The sequence below is a fragment of the Brevundimonas sp. BAL450 genome (assembly GCF_015767455.1).
In the GTDB taxonomy this organism is placed as follows: Bacteria; Pseudomonadota; Alphaproteobacteria; order Caulobacterales; family Caulobacteraceae; genus Brevundimonas; species Brevundimonas abyssalis.
Window position 1 is genome coordinate 162,814 of sequence record NZ_JADWOW010000047.1, and the last position, 16,220, is coordinate 179,033.

15 protein-coding genes are annotated in these 16,220 nt (G+C 70.8%); 9 read left to right on the plus strand and 6 right to left on the minus strand.

Annotated elements, in window-relative coordinates; all coding sequences use genetic code 11:
• The first annotated feature begins 68 nt into the window (after window positions 1-68).
• Window positions 69-1,679: a pectate lyase gene (locus tag IWC96_RS07245; protein WP_231378945.1), complete on the plus strand. Its 1,611-nt coding sequence runs from the start codon at window positions 69-71 to the stop codon at window positions 1,677-1,679.
• 88 nt (window positions 1,680-1,767) lie between these two features.
• On the opposite strand, the gene IWC96_RS07250 is transcribed toward IWC96_RS07245, so the two are convergent.
• Window positions 1,768-3,435, minus strand: coding sequence for an amino acid permease (locus IWC96_RS07250; RefSeq protein ID WP_021697563.1), 1,668 nt, complete (start codon window positions 3,433-3,435; stop codon window positions 1,768-1,770).
• A 231-nt stretch (window positions 3,436-3,666) separates the two neighbouring features.
• Here IWC96_RS07250 and IWC96_RS07255 point away from each other — a divergent pair, with 231 nt between their 5' ends.
• Together IWC96_RS07255 and hrpB are read left to right on the plus strand one after the other, a co-directional pair.
• Window positions 3,667-5,097 (plus strand): sodium-dependent transporter, encoded by a 1,431-nt coding sequence (locus tag IWC96_RS07255; RefSeq protein ID WP_021697564.1) that lies wholly within the window; start codon window positions 3,667-3,669, stop codon window positions 5,095-5,097.
• Between the two features lie 53 nt (window positions 5,098-5,150).
• Window positions 5,151-7,592, plus strand: coding sequence for an ATP-dependent helicase HrpB (gene hrpB, locus IWC96_RS07260; RefSeq protein WP_196838649.1), 2,442 nt, complete (start codon window positions 5,151-5,153; stop codon window positions 7,590-7,592).
• Window positions 7,593-7,595: 3 nt separating this feature from the next.
• Here the strand turns inward: hrpB and IWC96_RS07265 are convergent, their stop codons facing one another.
• From IWC96_RS07265 to IWC96_RS07285, 5 genes are read right to left on the minus strand one after another with little or no spacing between them, the layout of a single operon-like run.
• Window positions 7,596-7,781: a hypothetical protein gene (locus tag IWC96_RS07265; RefSeq protein ID WP_021697566.1), complete on the minus strand. Its 186-nt coding sequence runs from the start codon at window positions 7,779-7,781 to the stop codon at window positions 7,596-7,598.
• Entirely contained in the window at window positions 7,781-8,251 is a 471-nt protein-coding gene (locus IWC96_RS07270; protein WP_021697567.1) for an OsmC family protein, read from the minus strand. The genes IWC96_RS07265 and IWC96_RS07270 overlap by 1 nt, the downstream gene beginning before the upstream one ends.
• Complete coding sequence (locus IWC96_RS07275; RefSeq protein ID WP_196838651.1) at window positions 8,251-9,048, minus strand: RNA methyltransferase; 798 nt, start codon at window positions 9,046-9,048, stop codon at window positions 8,251-8,253. Before IWC96_RS07275 ends, IWC96_RS07270 begins: the two co-directional genes overlap by 1 nt.
• A complete protein-coding gene (locus IWC96_RS07280) occupies window positions 9,045-9,938 on the minus strand; it encodes a class I SAM-dependent methyltransferase (protein ID WP_021697569.1) in 894 nt (297 codons plus the stop codon). The genes IWC96_RS07275 and IWC96_RS07280 overlap by 4 nt, the downstream gene beginning before the upstream one ends.
• 17 nt (window positions 9,939-9,955) lie before the next feature.
• The gene (locus tag IWC96_RS07285; RefSeq protein ID WP_021697570.1) at window positions 9,956-11,359 is read right to left on the minus strand and encodes a glycosyltransferase family 2 protein; all 1,404 of its coding nucleotides are present in this window, start codon (window positions 11,357-11,359) and stop codon (window positions 9,956-9,958) included.
• Between the two features lie 101 nt (window positions 11,360-11,460).
• On the opposite strand from IWC96_RS07285, the gene IWC96_RS07290 reads away from it, so the two are divergent.
• The 6 genes from IWC96_RS07290 to IWC96_RS07315 all read left to right on the plus strand — a co-directional run.
• Entirely contained in the window at window positions 11,461-12,096 is a 636-nt protein-coding gene (locus tag IWC96_RS07290; protein WP_021697571.1) for a TetR/AcrR family transcriptional regulator, read from the plus strand.
• A complete protein-coding gene (locus tag IWC96_RS07295; RefSeq protein WP_021697572.1) occupies window positions 12,093-12,902 on the plus strand; it encodes an ABC transporter substrate-binding protein in 810 nt (269 codons plus the stop codon). Before IWC96_RS07290 ends, IWC96_RS07295 begins: the two co-directional genes overlap by 4 nt.
• Window positions 12,899-13,879, plus strand: coding sequence for an iron ABC transporter permease (locus tag IWC96_RS07300; protein ID WP_196838652.1), 981 nt, complete (start codon window positions 12,899-12,901; stop codon window positions 13,877-13,879). Before IWC96_RS07295 ends, IWC96_RS07300 begins: the two co-directional genes overlap by 4 nt.
• Complete coding sequence (locus IWC96_RS07305) at window positions 13,876-14,628, plus strand: ABC transporter ATP-binding protein (protein ID WP_021697574.1); 753 nt, start codon at window positions 13,876-13,878, stop codon at window positions 14,626-14,628. Before IWC96_RS07300 ends, IWC96_RS07305 begins: the two co-directional genes overlap by 4 nt.
• Before the next feature lie 23 nt (window positions 14,629-14,651).
• Entirely contained in the window at window positions 14,652-15,113 is a 462-nt protein-coding gene (queF, locus tag IWC96_RS07310; protein ID WP_021697575.1) for a preQ(1) synthase, read from the plus strand.
• A 147-nt stretch (window positions 15,114-15,260) separates the two neighbouring features.
• On the plus strand, window positions 15,261-16,220 hold a 960-nt coding region (locus IWC96_RS07315), incomplete at its 3' end, for an SPFH domain-containing protein (RefSeq protein ID WP_196838659.1).

The following is a 16,220-nucleotide window of genomic DNA, read 5'->3' on the forward strand; positions in this document are numbered from 1 at the left end:
CCTGTGGACGCAGGGCGGGCCGCACTGTTTCATGGACGGCCTGTCCGTCCCGAATGCTGGAGTTCCCCATGTCCATATCCCGTCGGGCCCTGATGTCCGCCTTCGCCGCCACCACCGCCGTGGCGGGTTTCGCGGGCAAGGCCGCGTTCGCGCAGGCTTCGGCCGATCCGGCGGTGCTGGAGGCCATGAGGCGGGCCACGCGGTTCATGGTGGAGGAGGCGGCGGTGAACGGCGGCTATGTGTGGTCGTACCTGCCGGACTTCTCGCGCCGCTGGGGCGAGCTGGAAGCGTCGCCGACCATGATCTGGATCCAGCCGCCGGGCACCGCGACCATGGGGCACCTGTTCCTGGACGCCTATCACGCCACCGGCGACGAGTTCTATTACGAGGCCGCCCAAAGCGCGACGGGCGCGGTCATCGCGGCGCAGGTTTCCGCCGGGGGCTGGAACTATGTGCACGACACGGCGGGCGAGGCGGCGGAGCAGCAGTGGTACGACACCGTGGCGGCCAACGCCTGGCGGCTGGAGGAATTCCGCAAGCGCTACGGCAACGGCACGTTCGACGACGCGGGCACCTCGGAGTCGGCGCAGCTGCTGCTGCGGATGTATCTGGAGAAGCGCGACGAGACCTATCGGGGGCCGCTCTACAAGGCCATCGACTTCATCCTGGACGCCCAGTACCCGAACGGCGGCTGGCCCCAGCGCTTCCCGCTGCCGGAGGACGAGGACGACTACACCCGCTACATCACCTTCAACGATGACGTGGCCGGGGAGAACCTGGAGTTCCTGATCTTCGCCTATCAGGCGCTGGGCGAGCAGCGTCTGCTGGATCCGATCCGCCGGGGCATGGACATCTTCCTCGAGACCCAGCAGCCCATGCCGCAGCCGGGCTGGGGTCTGCAGCATTATGTGCACGACCTGACGCCGGCGCCCGCCCGCAGCATCGAGCCGCGCGCCTTCGCCACCCACACCACGGCGGCCAATATCCGCGCCCTGATCGGCTTCTATCGCCTGACCGGCGACCGCAAATATCTGGCGCGCATTCCCGAGGCCATCGACTGGCTGGAGTCCGTCGCCGCGCCGGCCGACATCCGCCCGCCGGGCCGCACCCACCCGACCTTCATCCAGATCGGCAACGGGCGCCCGCTCTACATCCACCGCCGGGGATCGAACATCACCAACGGCAGCTACTACGCCGACGAGAACCCCAACGACACGGTGATCCACTACGGCTCGTTCCGGGCCGTGGACACCGACGCCCTGCGGGCCGAGTACGAGGCCGCCGCCGCCCTGTCGCCCGAGCAGGCGAGCGCAGGGTCGCCGCTGCTGGCGGCGTCGGGGTCGCGGGAGCTGCCGCGATACTTCACCCTCAAGGACGTGGACGTGTCGGACCTGAACACGCCGGGCTTCGATCCCAATCCGCCGTCGGCGGAGCGCGTGGCGGAACTGATCGGAACGCTCAATGAGCGCGGCTACTGGTCGACCCCGCTGACCACCACCAGCAACCCCTACATCGGGCAAAGCCCCGCCGCGGTGACGCCGGGCGAGTATCGCCTGACGCGTGTGGGCGACCAGTGGGACACCTCGCCCTATGTCACCGACTTCCCGGTCGAGGGCGTGTCCACCAGCGTCTACATCCGCAACATGGGCCAGTTCATCCAGGCGCTCGGCGCGCGCTGACCGGCGCGATGCAGCGGTGAAAAGAAGAAGGGCGGCGTCGCATGCGACGCCGCCCTTTTCCTTGCCGGAGAGCCGGGCCTGACGGAGGTCAGTCCCGGTCTTCCTTGACGTTGTCCACGTGGCCGGCGAGGCCTTCCACGGGGCTGGACAGGGCCGGGTCCTCGGTGATGTCGATCCCCTTTGCCAGCTTGGAGTTCCAGAAGCCGTAGACGGCGTAGATCACCGCCCCGACCAGCGCATAGACCCCCAGGATGGTGAGGGGCAGCGGGTTGTCGTTCATGGCGTGCTGGATCATCGGGGTGAAGTTCAGCCCCGCCAGTCCCAGACAGGCCAGGATGCCCAGGGTGGCCGTGACCACGCCGCCGGGAACCCGGAACGGGCGCTCCAGCTCCGGGTGACGGATGCGCAGCATGATCACCGAGAAGCAGACGATGGAGAAGGCCAGGGCGGTGCCCAGGGACACCAGATCGCCGAGGATGCCGATGGGCAGGAAGGCCGCTGCGACGGCGATGGCGACGCCCAGCAGGATGGTGCCGATCCACGGGGTGCGGAACTTCTGGTGCACCAGGGCGAAGGCGCGGGGCAGCAGGCCGTCGCGGGCCATGGTGTAGAACACCCGGGTCTGGCCGAAGCACAGCACCAGCATGACCGAGGACAGGCCGGTGATCGCGCCGATCTTGATGAGGAAGCTCATCAGGTTCAGCTCGCCGCCGGGCGCCACGGCCAGCGGGACGTTGGCCCAGTCCAGCGCCATGCGGTCGATGGCGACGGCGATGGGGGCGGGGCTGGCCAGCTCCAGGAAGGGGACCACGCCGGTCATCACCAGCGCCACGATCATGTAGATGATGGTGCAGACGATCAGGGCGCCGAGGATGCCGATGGGCACGTCCCGGGACGGGTTGCGGGCCTCGGCCGCGGCGGTGGAGACCGCCTCGAAGCCCACATAGGCGAAGAAGATGATGGCCGCGCCGCGGAAGATGCCGCCGACGCCGAACTGGTCCCAGGTGCCGCCCTCGGGGGTCGGCGGGATGAAGGGCTGCCAGTTGGCCGGATTGATATAGGCCAGGCCCACGGCCACGAAGGTCAGCAGCACCAGCAGCTTGATGATGACGATGACGTTGTTGACGTTGGCGGACTCGCTGACGCCCATGACCAGCAGCAGGCAGACCATGCCGATGCCGATGGCGGCCACCAGGTTGAAGGTGCCGGTGGGCTGGAACAGGATCTGACCCGTCTCCTGGGTCACGGCCTGGACCAGCGGGGTGGCGAACTGCGGCGCCGCCTCGCCCCCGACCATGATGGTGGGGAACAGCACCCCGAAGTCGGCGAGGATGGAGACCACATAGCCCGACCAGCCGACCGCCACGGTGGAGGCGGCCACGCCGTACTCCAGCACCAGCAGCCAGCCCATGATCCAGGCGAAGACCTCGCCCAGGGTGCCGTAGGCATAGGTGTAGGCGGAGCCGGACACCGGCATGGTCGAGGCCAGCTCGGCGTAGCACAGGCCGGCGAGGGCGCAGGCGATGCCCGCCAGCACGAAGGAGAAGATGATGGCCGGGCCGGCATGGGCGGACGCCACCTGGCCGGTCAGCACGAAGATGCCCGCGCCGATGATGCAGCCGATGCCGAGACTGACCAGATTGATGGGACCCAGAGTCCGTTTCAGCTCGCTCTTGGCGGCTTCCTTCTGAATCTGGGCGATGGATTTCTTCAGGAACAGGCGGTTGCCGGTCCTGGGCGAGGCGTCTGCACTCATGCAGGGTGATGCTCCACGCGGGCGATCCCGATTGACGCCGTTCGCGCTGGACGGGGACGCTATGCCTGGTCCCGTGTTCACGCAATCGTCATTTACGAACGCCGTTCCTTTTCTCTCGAGAGGCGATCGCCCGCCCGGAAAGCCTTGATTCACCGGGGCCGCTCCGTAAGGTCCGGGCAACAACAGGGCGCGCTCGTGGGGATGCGACGCCGTAGGGAAACGGGAATCAAGATGATCGCAACGACGCCGCCGGGCCAGGCCCGCTGGTCCTCGCGCGCCGCCTTCGTGCTGGCCGCCACCGGGTCCGCCGTGGGGCTGGGCAACCTCTGGCGCTTTCCGACCGAGGCCGGGATGAACGGGGGCGGGGCCTTCGTCTTCTTCTACATCCTGTTCGTGGCCCTGATCGCCGCGCCGCTGCTGCTGTCCGAAACCCTGATCGGCCGCCATGGCCAGCGGTCGACCATCGGCAGCGCCGCCTATCTGGCGCGCCAGTCCGGGGCCAGCCCGGCGTGGAGCGCCCTGGCGGTGGTGGGCCTGATCGCCAACACCCTGATCCTGACCTTCTACGGCGTGGTCGCGGGCTGGGTGATCTATTTCGTCGGCAGCACGGGCATGGACCTGTTCGGCACGATCGCGGCGGGCCAGCCCCTGGCGGGCGCCTACGCCGACAGCACGGTGGAAGGCATCAGCCTGCTGATGCCCAACCTGTTCGCCAATCCGGGCCTGCTGGTGGCCATGCAGGCGGTGTTCGTGGTCCTGACCGTGTGGATCGTCGCGCGGGGCGTGAAGGGCGGCATCGAGGCGGCGGCCGTGTGGCTGATGCCCGCCTTCTTCATCCTGCTGATCGCCATCACCATCTATGCGGCCATCACCGGCGACTTCGGCGCGGCCCTGACCTTCCTGTTCACCCCGGACTTCGAGCGGGCGCTGCAACCGGGCGTGCTGAGTTCGGCGCTGGGGCAGGCGTTCTTCTCGCTGAGCCTGGGCGGCGGCGCCATGATCGCCTACGGCGCCTATGCGTCGCGCGACACCAACATGGGATCGACCAGCGGCGTCATCGCCTTCGCCGACACCTCGGTGGCCATCATCGCGGGTCTGGCCATCTTCCCGATCGTGTTCAGCGTGGGCCTGCAGCCGGACGCCGGCCCGACCCTGATGTTCCAGACCCTGCCCGCCGCGTTCCATTCGATGCCGGGCGGGGCCATCGTGGGCTTCCTGTTCTTCGTGCTGGCCTTCTTCGCGGCCCTGACCTCCTCGGTGTCGCTGCTGGAGATTTCGGTGGCCTGGGTCACCGAGAAATTCCGCATGACGCGGGTCAATGCGGCGGTGATGATGGGGGTGATCGTGTTCGCGGTGGGCCTGCTGTCGGCCCTGTCGTTCAATATCCTGGCGGACCAGCGGCCCATTCCGTTCGTGCCGGGCTTCGAGAACGCAGGCTGGTTCGACGCCATCGACGGCATCACCTCGCGGCTGCTCCTGCCCCTGTCGGGTCTGATCACGGCGATCTTCATCGGCTGGGTCGCGGACCGCAAGCTGGTCAACGCCGAGACGGGCCTGTCCGGGCCGGTGCTGGTCGCATGGCGGTTCCTGATCGCCTGGGTCTGTCCGCTGGCGGTGGCCGCCATTCTGGTGATCGGCCTGTTCCCGTCCCTGCTGGGCTGAGGCCAGTGACGGGCCGTCTGTCGCGCGGGGCGTTCCCTGTGTAGAGACGGCCCATGCTGCCCATCCATGAGGTTCTCGAGCCGCTGAAGGCGGCGCTGGCCGCGCGCAATGCGGTGGTCCTGTCGGCGCCGCCGGGCGCGGGCAAGACCACGGTGGTTCCGCTGGCGCTGCTGGATCAGCCATGGCTGGACGGGCGCAAGGTGCTGGTGCTGGAGCCCCGGCGGCTGGCGGCGCGGGCGGCGGCCGAGCGCATGGCGCAGACGCTGGGGGAACCGGCGGGCCAGACCGTGGGCTACCGGACCCGGGCGCAGACGAAGGTCAGCGCCGCCACCCGCATCGAGGTCATCACCGAGGGCGTGTTCACGCGCATGATCCTGTCCGACCCCGGGCTGGAGGGGATCGGGGCGGTGCTGTTCGACGAATTCCACGAACGCAGTCTGGACGCCGATCTGGGGCTGGCGCTGGCGCGGGAGGCGCAGGGGCTGCTGCGCGACGACCTGCGGCTGCTGGTGATGTCGGCGACGCTGGATCAGGTGGGGATCGCGGCGCTGCTGGACGACGCGCCGGTGATTGAATCGCAGGGGCGCATGTTCCCTGTGGAGACCCGCTATCCGGGCCGCAATCCGGCCGAGCGCATCGAGGATGCGGTCGCGCGCGCGGTGCGGCTGGCCCTGAGCGAGGAGACGGGCTCCATGCTGGTGTTCCTGCCGGGGCAGGGGGAGATCCGGCGGGTTCATGAGCGGCTGGCGCCGCTGGAGAATGACCGGCTGATCCTGGCGCCGTTGTACGGGGCGCTGGACCGGCGGGATCAGGACCGGGCCATCGAGCCGGCGCCGGAGGGCGTGCGCAAGATCGTGCTGGCCACCGCCATCGCCGAGACCAGCCTGACCATTCAGGGGGTGCGGGTGGTGATCGACGCGGGGCTGTCGCGGGTTCCGCGTTTCGACCCGGCCAGCGGCCTGTCGCGGCTGGCCACCGTGCCGGTGAGCCGCTCCTCGGCGGACCAGCGGCGGGGACGGGCGGGCCGGACCGAGCCGGGGGTCTGCTACCGTCTGTGGGACGCCGAACAGACCCGGGGCCTGGCGCCCCACCAGCGGCCCGAAATTCTCGAGGCGGACCTGACCGGCTTCGCGCTGGATCTGGCGCGGTGGGGGGCGCGGTCGTTGGAGGATCTGGCCCTGCTGGACCCGCCGCCGGCGGGGGCGTTCGCCGAGGCGCGGGCGGTGCTGACCCGGCTGGGGGCGCTGGACGAGGTAGGCGGCCTGACCCCGCACGGGGAGCGGATCGCCGCCATTCCGCTGTCGCCGCGACTGGCGCACATGGCGGCGTTCGGGGCCGATGAAGGCGACGCCCTGACCGCCGCGCGGGTCGCGGCCCTGCTCAGCGAGGCGGGGCTGGGCGGGGACGATGCGGATCTGGGCGAGCGGCTGCGGCGGCTGGAGCGGGACGGGTCGTCGCGGGCGAAGGATGCGCGGGCGCTGGCGGACCGCTGGGCGAAGGCGGCGGGCGGCGGCCGACGGGGCGGGGAGGTTTCGCCGGGGCGCCTGCTGGCCGAGGCCTTTCCCGACCGCATCGCCAAGGCGCGGGGCAAGCCGGGGGAGTATCAGCTGGCGTCCGGGCGCGGGGCGTTCGTGGAGCCCACCGATGCGCTGGCGCGGCACACATGGCTGGCGGTGGGGGAGCTGGGCGGGGGGCGCGATGCGAGGGACCGCATCCGGCTGGCGGCGCCGCTGGACGGGGAGACCATCGCCGAGGATTTCGCGCGGCTGTTGAGCGTCGAGGACCGGCTGATCGCCGCCCCGTCGGGCCGCCGGGAGGTGCGCCGGGTGACGCGGCTGGGCGCCCTGACGGTGGCCGAGGCCAATCTGGGCGCGCCGGACCGGGCCACCCTGACGGCGGCGTTGATGGGCGAGGTGGCGCGGAGCGGGCTGGACAGCCTGCCGTGGGGCGAGGCGGCGCGGTCGCTGCGGTCGCGGCTGGCGTTCCTGCGGGCGCGGGACGACAGCTGGCCGGACGTGTCGGATGACGCCCTGTGGGCGGCGCGGGAGGCGTGGCTGGCGCCGTTGCTGGATCAGGTCTCGTCGCTGAAGGGGGTGCAGGCGGGGGCGCTGCATGACGCCCTGCGCGGGCTGATCCCGTGGGACCTGCACCGGCGGATCGAGGCCGAGGCGCCGGAGCGGTTCACCACCCCGCTGGGGACCGGGGCGGCCATCGACTACGCCGCCGAGGGCGGGCCGCGGGTCGAGGTGCGGGTGCAGGAGCTGTTCGGCATGAAGACCCATCCGGTGGTGGGGGGCGACCGCACGCCGCTGACGCTGGCCCTGCTGTCGCCGGCGCGGCGGCCGATCCAGGTGACGAAGGATCTGCCGGGGTTCTGGGCCGGGTCGTGGGCGGACGTGCGGGCCGACATGCGCGGGCGCTATCCGAAGCATCCCTGGCCCGAGGACCCGGCCAACGCGGACCCGACGAACCGGGTCAAGCCGCGGGGGACGTGAGGCTCAGGGCTTTTCGGCCTTGTCGATCGCCTCGTCGAAGGCGCGAGTGGCGGAGTCGAACTTGTCGCGGCAGCCGGGATTGCAGAAACCGACCACGTGGCCGCGATACAGGGTCAGGCTGTCGGCGCTGACCGGCTTGCCGGACCATGGGCAGTTTTCGTTGACGGCGTCCTCGATCTTCAGGGCCATCACGCGGCCGCCTGTCGGGGCTCGCAGCGCACCTCGCTCTTCACCGAGTGAGCGATGAAGCAGCGGTCGTGGGCGTCGTGGTGCAGGGCGTCCAGCTGCTCGGTCGTGGGGGCGTCGCCGCCGAAGCGTACGGCGGGCCGCAGGGTGACGACGGTGACGGACACCTTGCCCTGGTCATTCTTCCCGATCTGGCCCTCGGGCTGGTCCTCGTAGCGGTCGACCTTGAACCCGGCCTTGGCGGCCAGGGCCAGGAACCACAGCATGTGGCAGCTGGAGATGGAGGCGATGAAGGCCTCCTCGGGGTCCACGGCCGCTTCCAGCGACAGGGGTGGCGGCACCACAGAGGGGGAGGAGGAGGCGACCACCTCGACCCCGCCGTCGAACAGCCAGCGGTGGGCGCGGCTGTAGCGGTTGTCGGTGAAGGGCTCGTTCTGGTTCTCCCAGAGCACGGTCAGGGTGTGTGTGGACATCAGCTTCCCTCGGTGACGGCGTAGACCATGATCCCTGTGGCGATGGCCAGGTTCAGGCTGTCGGCGCGGCCGCGCATGGGGATCTTCACATTGACGTCGCAGGCGGCGGCGAGGCGGTCGGTGAGGCCCGCCTGTTCGTTGCCCATCAGGATCAGGGCGGGATGCTCGACCGGCGCGGCGCGGTAGTCGTGGGTGGCGTCCAGCCGGGTGCCGATGACGCTGCCCGGCCAGGTTTCGCGCCATGTCAGGAAAGCGTCGGTGGTGGTCTTCGTGACGCTGACGGCGAAGACCGAGCCCATGGTGGCGCGCACGGCCTCCACCGAATAGGGGTCGCAGCAGTCGTCGATCAGGATGACGCCGCCGGCGCCCGCGGCGTCGCAGGTGCGGATGATGGTGCCCAGATTGCCGGGGTCGCGCACCTGCTCCAGCGCCACCCAGGCGGGGGATGAGCGGGGATTGATCTTGTCCAGCGGGGTGAAGACCTGCTGGAAAACCCCCAGAACGGTCTGGGGGTTCTCCTTGCGGGAGACCTTCTCGAGGATGGCGCGGTTGACGGTGATGATCTCGCCGCCGTTCGCCGTGGTGGCCTTGACGGCGCGGTCCAGCAGGGGGTGGGGGCGGGCGTCCTGACCCACCAGCAGGGTGCGGGGCGCCCGGTCCAGATCCAGCGCCTCGCCGATGAACTTCAGCCCCTCGGCCAGGAACAGGCCGGACTCGTCGCGGCCCTTGCGGGCGTGCAGGGCGCGGATGGCCTTGACCGTGGGATTGGTCAGGGAGGTGATGACCCGTTCGTTCAAGAGGCGCTCCACCGGGAGAAGAAGCTGAGGCCGATCTCTGCGCCGCGGTCGCTCTCTTCCACCAGGGCCAGCTCGCCCCAGTCGATGACGCCGCCGCGCCCGGCCGTGGCCTCGGCCGTCAGGTGGGCCAGCGACAGGCCCGAGATGCGCGCGGCGTAGGCGTTCAGCAGCAGGAACGAGGCGTCGTCGTCCAGCAGGGCGGCGCAGTCGTGCACCAGCTGCGGCAGGTCCTCGAACAGCCGCCAGACCTCGCCGGTGGGGCCGCGTCCGTATTTGGGCGGGTCGAGGATGATCCCGTGATATTTCGAGCCGCGCCGCACCTCGCGCGCCACATATTTGCGGGCGTCCTCGACGATCCAGCGGATGGGGCGGTCCTCCAGGCCGGACAGGGCGGCGTTCTCGCGGGCCCAGTTCACGGACTTCTTGGAGGCGTCCACATGGGTGACCTCGGCGCCCGCCGCCGAACAGGCGAGGCTGGCCACGCCGGTGTAGCCGAAGAGGTTGAGCACTCTTGGTTTCTGAAGAGAGCGAAGTCGCCCGTCCAGCCACTCCCAGTTGGCGGCCTGCTCGGGGAAGAAGGCCAGGTGGCGGAAGGGGGTGAAGCGGCTGTTGAAGCGCACGTCGTTCCACGCCAGCGGAAACAGGTCGATGGCCTTGCCGCGAAAGCTCCAGCGGCCGTCCTCGTCGTCGCCCTCGGGATCGAACACGGCGTCGGCCTTGTCCCACAGCTCGGGCCGGGCGGGCTTCCAGAAGCACTGGGGCTCGGGGCGCACCACGGTGAAGCGGCCGTAGCGCTCCAGCTTCCGGCCGTCGCCGCTGTCGATCAGGGCGTAGTCGGACCAGCCCGTGGTGCGCAGGGTTTCGGGGGTCGAAGCAATAAGGGGGGCCATGGGTCGGGATTAGGCCGTCAGGCGGCCTGTCGTCCAGTCCGGTGATCGATCGCGGGCTCATCCGGGGCGTGGGGGGTCTTGTCCCAGGCGAAGGGCTGGCGGATCAGCCGCCAGAAGGCGTGGACGAAGGCCAAGCTGAGCATGGACCAATACAGGGGCGCCGTCAGCATGTCGCGCAGGCCGTACGGAACGCCCGCCCGGCGGCAGCCGATCCAGGCCGAAAACCAGCTGGATGATGCGCCGGTGACCAGCACCAGCACCGCCAGCGGCGGCGTGGCGGGCGCGAGGCCGTAGATGAGGGCGCTGAGGGTCAGGCCCAGCAGCAGGGCCAAGGCGGCTGCGTGCAGGGCGGCGGCGACCAGCGCCAGGCCGAGTGTCAGGTGCAGGCTGAGCAGTCCCCTCCACCCCAGAGACAGGGGCCGGCGCATGTGCACCAGCCAGGTCTGCATGAACCCCTTCAGCCAGCGGGTGCGCTGGGGCAGCCAGGCGTGCAGGTCGCCCGGCGGCGTCTCCCAGGTCGGGGATGACATCACGCCCAGCCGCCAGCCACGCCGCCACAAGCGATAACCGAGGTCGGCGTCCTCGGTGACGTTCCAGGGATCCCAGCCGCCGACCTGGCGGAGGATGTCCACCCGGAAATGGTTGCTGGTGCCGCCGAGCGGAAAGGGCAGGCCCAGCCGCGTCAGGGCGGGCAGGATGACCTCGAACAGGGCGGCGTATTCGGCGGCGAATTGACGGTCCAGGAACGGGCGGCGACGGGCAGGATCGGCGGCGGGACGGATGCGCAGGGGGGCCTGGAGGCAGGCCAGGCGGGGCGGACCCGAGGCGAATCGCGCCGCCGCCTCGCGCAACTGGCCGGGATCGGGCTCGTCCTCGGCGTCGTAGACGGTGACCAGACCTTCGACGACGCGGCTGAGGGCGATGTTCAGGGCGCGGGGCTTGGTCATGGGCTCGCCCGGCGGGGCCACGAGCACCGACAGCCAATCCGGGCGCGGGCAGGCTTGGGCGGCGGCGATGGTCTCCCCGTCGTCCGCCTCGATGACCAGAAAGCCGCGCAGCCGGTCCGCCGGGTAGTCGAGCCGCGAGAGCCGGGCCACAATCTGGGGAATCATGGCCGCCTCATGCCGGAGGGCGGCGATGACGGCGTAGGGCGGCAGGTCCGCGGCCGGAGGGGCGGCGGGCGGAGCGCGTCCGCTGATCGCCACGGCGGCGGCCCGCCACAGGCCGGCCGCCAGAAACAGCAGCCACAACACATGGATGATGGTCCGGGCGAGGGCGTCGGGCGCGGTCATGGCGGCGACCGTCAGCCCGGTCAGGCCCAGGAGGAGGGCGATCCATTGCCCGGCGTCCAGCCCGCGCCGTCGGGCGCTCAGCGAGGGCGGCGGCCCCGTTACCGGCGGTCGATCGGTTCCGTCGTGCAAGGTTCGGCCCCCTAGCGTCTCCCGACCGACAGAAAGGCCCGGTTGGCGCGATGCGTCAAATGCCGCTATTCAGACGCCCTCCGTTTTCGCGTGAGGCTGATTTGGCAGAGTCGTTTACCGCCGCCGCGCCGCGCGCCGGACGCAAGCCCAAGGGCGAAGGGCACGAGCGCCGCGCCGAAATCCTCGAGGCCGCCGAGCGCATCTTCGTGGAGTGCGGCTATGACGGCGCCACCATCCGCAAGATCGCGGACGAGGTGGGGCTGTCGTCGACCGCGCTCTACATGCATTTCCGCGACAAGAGCGAAATCCTGGCCGAGATCTGCCGCGGCGCCTTCGCCCTGCTGACGGAAGCCACGGCGCGCATCGAGTCCGACCCGGCGCCGGTGGAGGTCCGGCTTCGCCGCATGTTGGAGGCCTATGCCCGGTTCGGGCTGGAGAATCCCAACGCCTATCGCCTGATCTACATGACGCGGCCCGAGGAGGCGCGCGGCGGCGCCGAGGGCGTTGCCCGCGAACTGGGCGCCGGACTTTATGGCTCCTTTGTCGGCGTCATCGAGGAGATCGGCGGCTCCATCCGTCTGAGGCACGATCCCGCGACCACGGCGCAGCTGCTGTGGGCCGGCGTCCATGGGGTGGTCTCCCTGATCATCACCAAGCCCTATCTCGACTGGCAGGCGCCGGAGGATCTGGTGGGGGCGATGCTGGACGCCCTGTTCGAGAGCGTGCTGAAGCGATGATCCGGCGCGGGGGGGCGGCGCTGGTGCTGGGGTTGGCGCTCTTCTGTGCGGACGCTGTGCGGGCCGAGGGCCTGCGAATCCTGTCGCTGGACCAGTGTGCGGATCAGTTCGCCCTGGCCCTGGGCGGGCCGGAAGACCGGCTGTTCCTGTCGCCCCGCGCCGATGATCCGGACTCCCATCTGCGGGCGCAGGCCTGGGGGCATGCGCGGGTCCGGCCGACGCTGGAGGCGGCGCTGATCGCGCGGCCGGATGTGGTGCTGCGCTACTGGGGCGGGGAGCCGCGCCTGCTGACGGCGCTGGAGCGTCGCGGCGTCACCGTCGTGGGCATCGAGGACGCGACGGATTTCGACGGCGTGCGCGCCAATGTGCGGCGCGTGGCGGACGCGCTGGGTCGGCAGGATGCAGGGCGCGGCCTGATCGCGGACATGGATGAACGGCTGGCGAGCGCCGCCGGAGCAGGGGCCTCGGGCTCGGCGCTCTACATGACCGCGGGCGGCTTCACGGCGGGAGAAAATACTCTGGTGGGGGCGATCATGCGGGCGGCGGGGCTGCGGTCCCTGTCGCCAAGCCCGTGGTTCGCGCCGGTTAGCGTGGAGCGGCTGCTGCTGGAGCCCCCGGCGCGGTTCGTCCTGGCCTTTTATGAGCAGGTGCGGGCCGACTGGCGCGGGCCGGGGCGGCATCCGGCCCTTCGGCGGCTGATCGACGATCGCGCCGTGACCCGCCTGTCCGGGTCGGCCATGGCCTGTCCGGCCTGGTTCGCCGCCGAGGCGGCCGAGGCGCTGGCGGTTGAGGCGGCGCGGCCATGACCCGGCTGACGGTTTTTCTGATCCTGGCCATCCTGGCGGCGTCCGGCCTGGCCCTGACCTTTGGGGAGGCGCCCCTGAGCGCGGCCCAGTATCGCCTGGCCTTCGCGGACCCGGCGTCGCTGGAGGGACAGGTGCTGTGGCAGGTGCGGGCGCCGCGCATCGCCTGCGCCTTGATGGTGGGCGCGGCGCTCGGTCTTTCGGGCGCGGTGCTGCAGGGACTGTTGCGCAACCCGCTGGCGGACCCGGGTGTGCTGGGCGTGTCGGCCGCCGCGGCGCTGGGCGCGGCCTTCGCCATCGTCATGGGCGGGGCGGCCCTGCCGGGCGTCGTCGAGGTGTCGGCTCTGGCGGGCGCCGGGATCGCGGGCGCGGCCCTGGTGATCTTCGCCGCGCGGGTCCGGGCGCCGGAGGCCCTGATCCTGTTCGGCGTGGCCCTGTCCAGTTTCGCGGGTGCGGCCACGGCCCTGATCTTCAACCTGTCGCCCTCGCCCATCGCCTCGGCCGAGGTGATGAGCTGGCTGCTGGGGTCGGTGCAGAACCGCAGCTGGTTCGACGTGGCCTGGGTCACGCCGATGGTGCTGATCTCCGGCGTGCTGGCGGCTTTCGCGGCCTCCGGCCTGCGGATGCTGGCCCTGGGCGAGGAGACGGCGGCGACGTCGGGCCTGTCCATGGGCCGGCTCAGGACCGCCGCCCTGATCGCCGCGGCTCTGGCGGCAGGCGCCGCCACGGCTGTGGCCGGGGTGATCGGCTTCGTGGGTCTGGCGGCGCCGCATCTGGTGCGCCGGGCGGTGCGGGGTGATCCCGGCCGGGTTCTGCTGCCCGCCGCCCTGACGGGGGGGCTGATCCTGGTGGCGGCGGATCTGGCGGCGCGGCTGACGCCGACGGATCAGGAGCTGAAGCTGGGGGTGTTCACGGCCCTGGTCGGGGCGCCGCTGTTCGCCCTGATCGCCTGGCGCGCGGCGCGGGAGTGGCGGCTGTGAGCGCCCTGTCCCTGCATGGCGCCACCGCCCTGCTGGACGGGCGCGAGGTGCTGTCGGATGTGGATCTGTCGATCCTGCCCGGCGAGGTGGTCGCCCTGACCGGTCCCAACGGCGCGGGCAAGACCAGCGTCATCCGCGCCCTGACCGGCGCCTTGCCCCTGTCGAAGGGCGAGGCGCGACTGGAGGGACGGGCCCTGACGGCCTTCGGGCCGCGCGACCGGGCGGCGCGACTGGCCTGGCTGCCGCAGGACCGGCGCATCGCCTGGAACATGCCCGCCGTCGAGGTGGCCGCCCTGGGCGCGCCGTTCCTGTCCGGTCATGCGGCGCGGGACCGGGCCCTGGAGGCGCTGATCGAGATCGACGCGGGCCGTCTGGCCGCCCGGGGCGTGGCCGAGATGTCGGGCGGGGAGCGGGCGCGGGTGCTGTTCGCGCGGTTTCTGGCCACCGAGGCGCCGATCCTGCTGGCCGACGAGCCGGCGGCCGGACTGGACCCGGACGCCCAGCTGCTGGTGATGGACGTGCTGCGCCGCCGGGCCGAGGCGGGGGCCGCGGTGCTGGTCAGCCTGCACGACCTGTCCCTGGCCGCGCGCCACGCCGACCGGGTGGTGGTGATGGATCGCGGCCGGGTGGCGGCGGACGGGCCGCCGCGCGAGGCCCTGGCGCCCGAGGTCATGCAGACGGTGTTCGGCGTCGGTGCCCGCTGGCTGGAGACGCCGCAGGGGCCGGTGCTGAACAGCTGGCGGCTCTGAGCGCCAGAGGCTAAAGCGATCCCATGACCACGAACACTTCCGGCCTCACCCAGCTCGGCGGCGATGTGCGGGGCTTCGACAGCCCCGAGCAGGCCGTTCTGGAGCGCGTGCCCAATCCGCACGCCGACACCCTGTATCTGGCGCGCTTCACCGCGCCGGAGTTCACCAGCCTGTGCCCGGTGACGGCCCAGCCGGACTTCGCCCATCTGGTGATCGACTATGCGCCAGGGGACTGGCTGGTCGAATCCAAGAGTTTGAAGATGTACCTGACGAGCTTCCGCAACCACGGAGCGTTCCATGAGGACTGCACTGTGGCCATCGGCAAGCGGCTGGCGGACCTGCTGGCGCCCAAATGGCTGCGTATCGGCGGCTACTGGTATCCGCGCGGGGGCATCCCCATCGACGTGTTCTGGCAGACCGGCACGGCGCCGGAAGGACTGTGGCTGCCGGACCAGGGCGTGCCGACCTATCGCGGGCGGGGCTGAACAGCCCAGCCGGATGCGCCTGATGACGCGGATGTAATCGGTTCCGGTCCGGTTTCGATGGTCGGGCGGTGCGCGGCGGGATAAGCTGGACGGGAAAAAGGGAGGCTGCCCATGGGTTTGTCCGTATTTGCGATCGTTCTGGTGGTGATGGCCATCGCCCTGGCGTTCAGCGTCATCAAGATCGTGCCGCAGGGGCGCGAGTTCACCGTGGAGCGGTTCGGGAAGTACACCCGCACCCTGAGCCCCGGCATCAGCTTCCTGACGCCCTTCGTGGAAGGCATCGGGCGGCGCATGAACATGATGGAGCAGGTCCTGGACGTGCCCCAGCAGGAGGTCATCACCAAGGACAACGCCATGGTGAAGGTGGACGCCATCGTCTTCATCCAGGTGATGAGCGCCTCGGCTGCGGCCTACCGGGTCGATGACCTCAACTACGCCATCACCCAGCTGTGTTCGACCAATCTGCGGACGGTGGTGGGCTCCATGGAGCTGGACGAGGTGCTGTTCCAGCGCGACAGCATCAACTCGCGGCTGCTGACTGTGATCGACGCGGCCACCGAGCCGTGGGGCGTCAAGGTCAACCGGATCGAGATCAAGGACCTGACCCCGCCGGTGGACATCACCAACGCCATGGCCCGCCAGATGAAGGCCGAGCGCGAGCGGCGCGCCATCATCACCGAGGCGGACGGCGAGAAACAGGCCGCCATCGCCCGGGCCGAGGGCGCCAAACAGGCCGCCATTCTGGAGGCCGAGGGCCGCAAGGAGGCCGCCTTCCGCGACGCCGAGGCCCGCGAGCGGGAAGCCGAGGCCGAGGCCCGCGCCACCGCCATGGTGTCCCAGGCCATCGCTGCCGGCGACGTCAACGCCATCAACTACTTCGTGGCCCAGAAATACGTTGAGGCGTTCGCCGAGCTGGCCCGCAGCCCGAACCAGAAGACCGTCATCGTGCCCGCCGAAATGGGTGGACTGGTCGGCACCATCGCCGGCCTGGGCGAACTGGTCGGCCTGGCCAAGGAGCAGCAGCAGGATCGCCGCGACGACCGTCAGGCGGCCCGTCCGGCGCAGCGTGCGACCACCACGAACTCGCCCCCGCCGCCCCAGACCGCC

Coding starts and splice junctions, on each gene's coding strand:
- IWC96_RS07245 (WP_231378945.1), top strand. CDS start 69: ATGTCCATATCCCGTCGGGCCCTGATGTCCGCCTTCGCCGCCACCACC.
- IWC96_RS07250 (WP_021697563.1), bottom strand. CDS start 3,435: ATGAGTGCAGACGCCTCGCCCAGGACCGGCAACCGCCTGTTCCTGAAG.
- IWC96_RS07255 (WP_021697564.1), top strand. CDS start 3,667: ATGATCGCAACGACGCCGCCGGGCCAGGCCCGCTGGTCCTCGCGCGCC.
- hrpB (WP_196838649.1), top strand. CDS start 5,151: ATGCTGCCCATCCATGAGGTTCTCGAGCCGCTGAAGGCGGCGCTGGCC.
- IWC96_RS07265 (WP_021697566.1), bottom strand. CDS start 7,781: ATGGCCCTGAAGATCGAGGACGCCGTCAACGAAAACTGCCCATGGTCC.
- IWC96_RS07270 (WP_021697567.1), bottom strand. CDS start 8,251: ATGTCCACACACACCCTGACCGTGCTCTGGGAGAACCAGAACGAGCCC.
- IWC96_RS07280 (WP_021697569.1), bottom strand. CDS start 9,938: ATGGCCCCCCTTATTGCTTCGACCCCCGAAACCCTGCGCACCACGGGC.
- IWC96_RS07295 (WP_021697572.1), top strand. CDS start 12,093: ATGATCCGGCGCGGGGGGGCGGCGCTGGTGCTGGGGTTGGCGCTCTTC.
- IWC96_RS07300 (WP_196838652.1), top strand. CDS start 12,899: ATGACCCGGCTGACGGTTTTTCTGATCCTGGCCATCCTGGCGGCGTCC.
- queF (WP_021697575.1), top strand. CDS start 14,652: ATGACCACGAACACTTCCGGCCTCACCCAGCTCGGCGGCGATGTGCGG.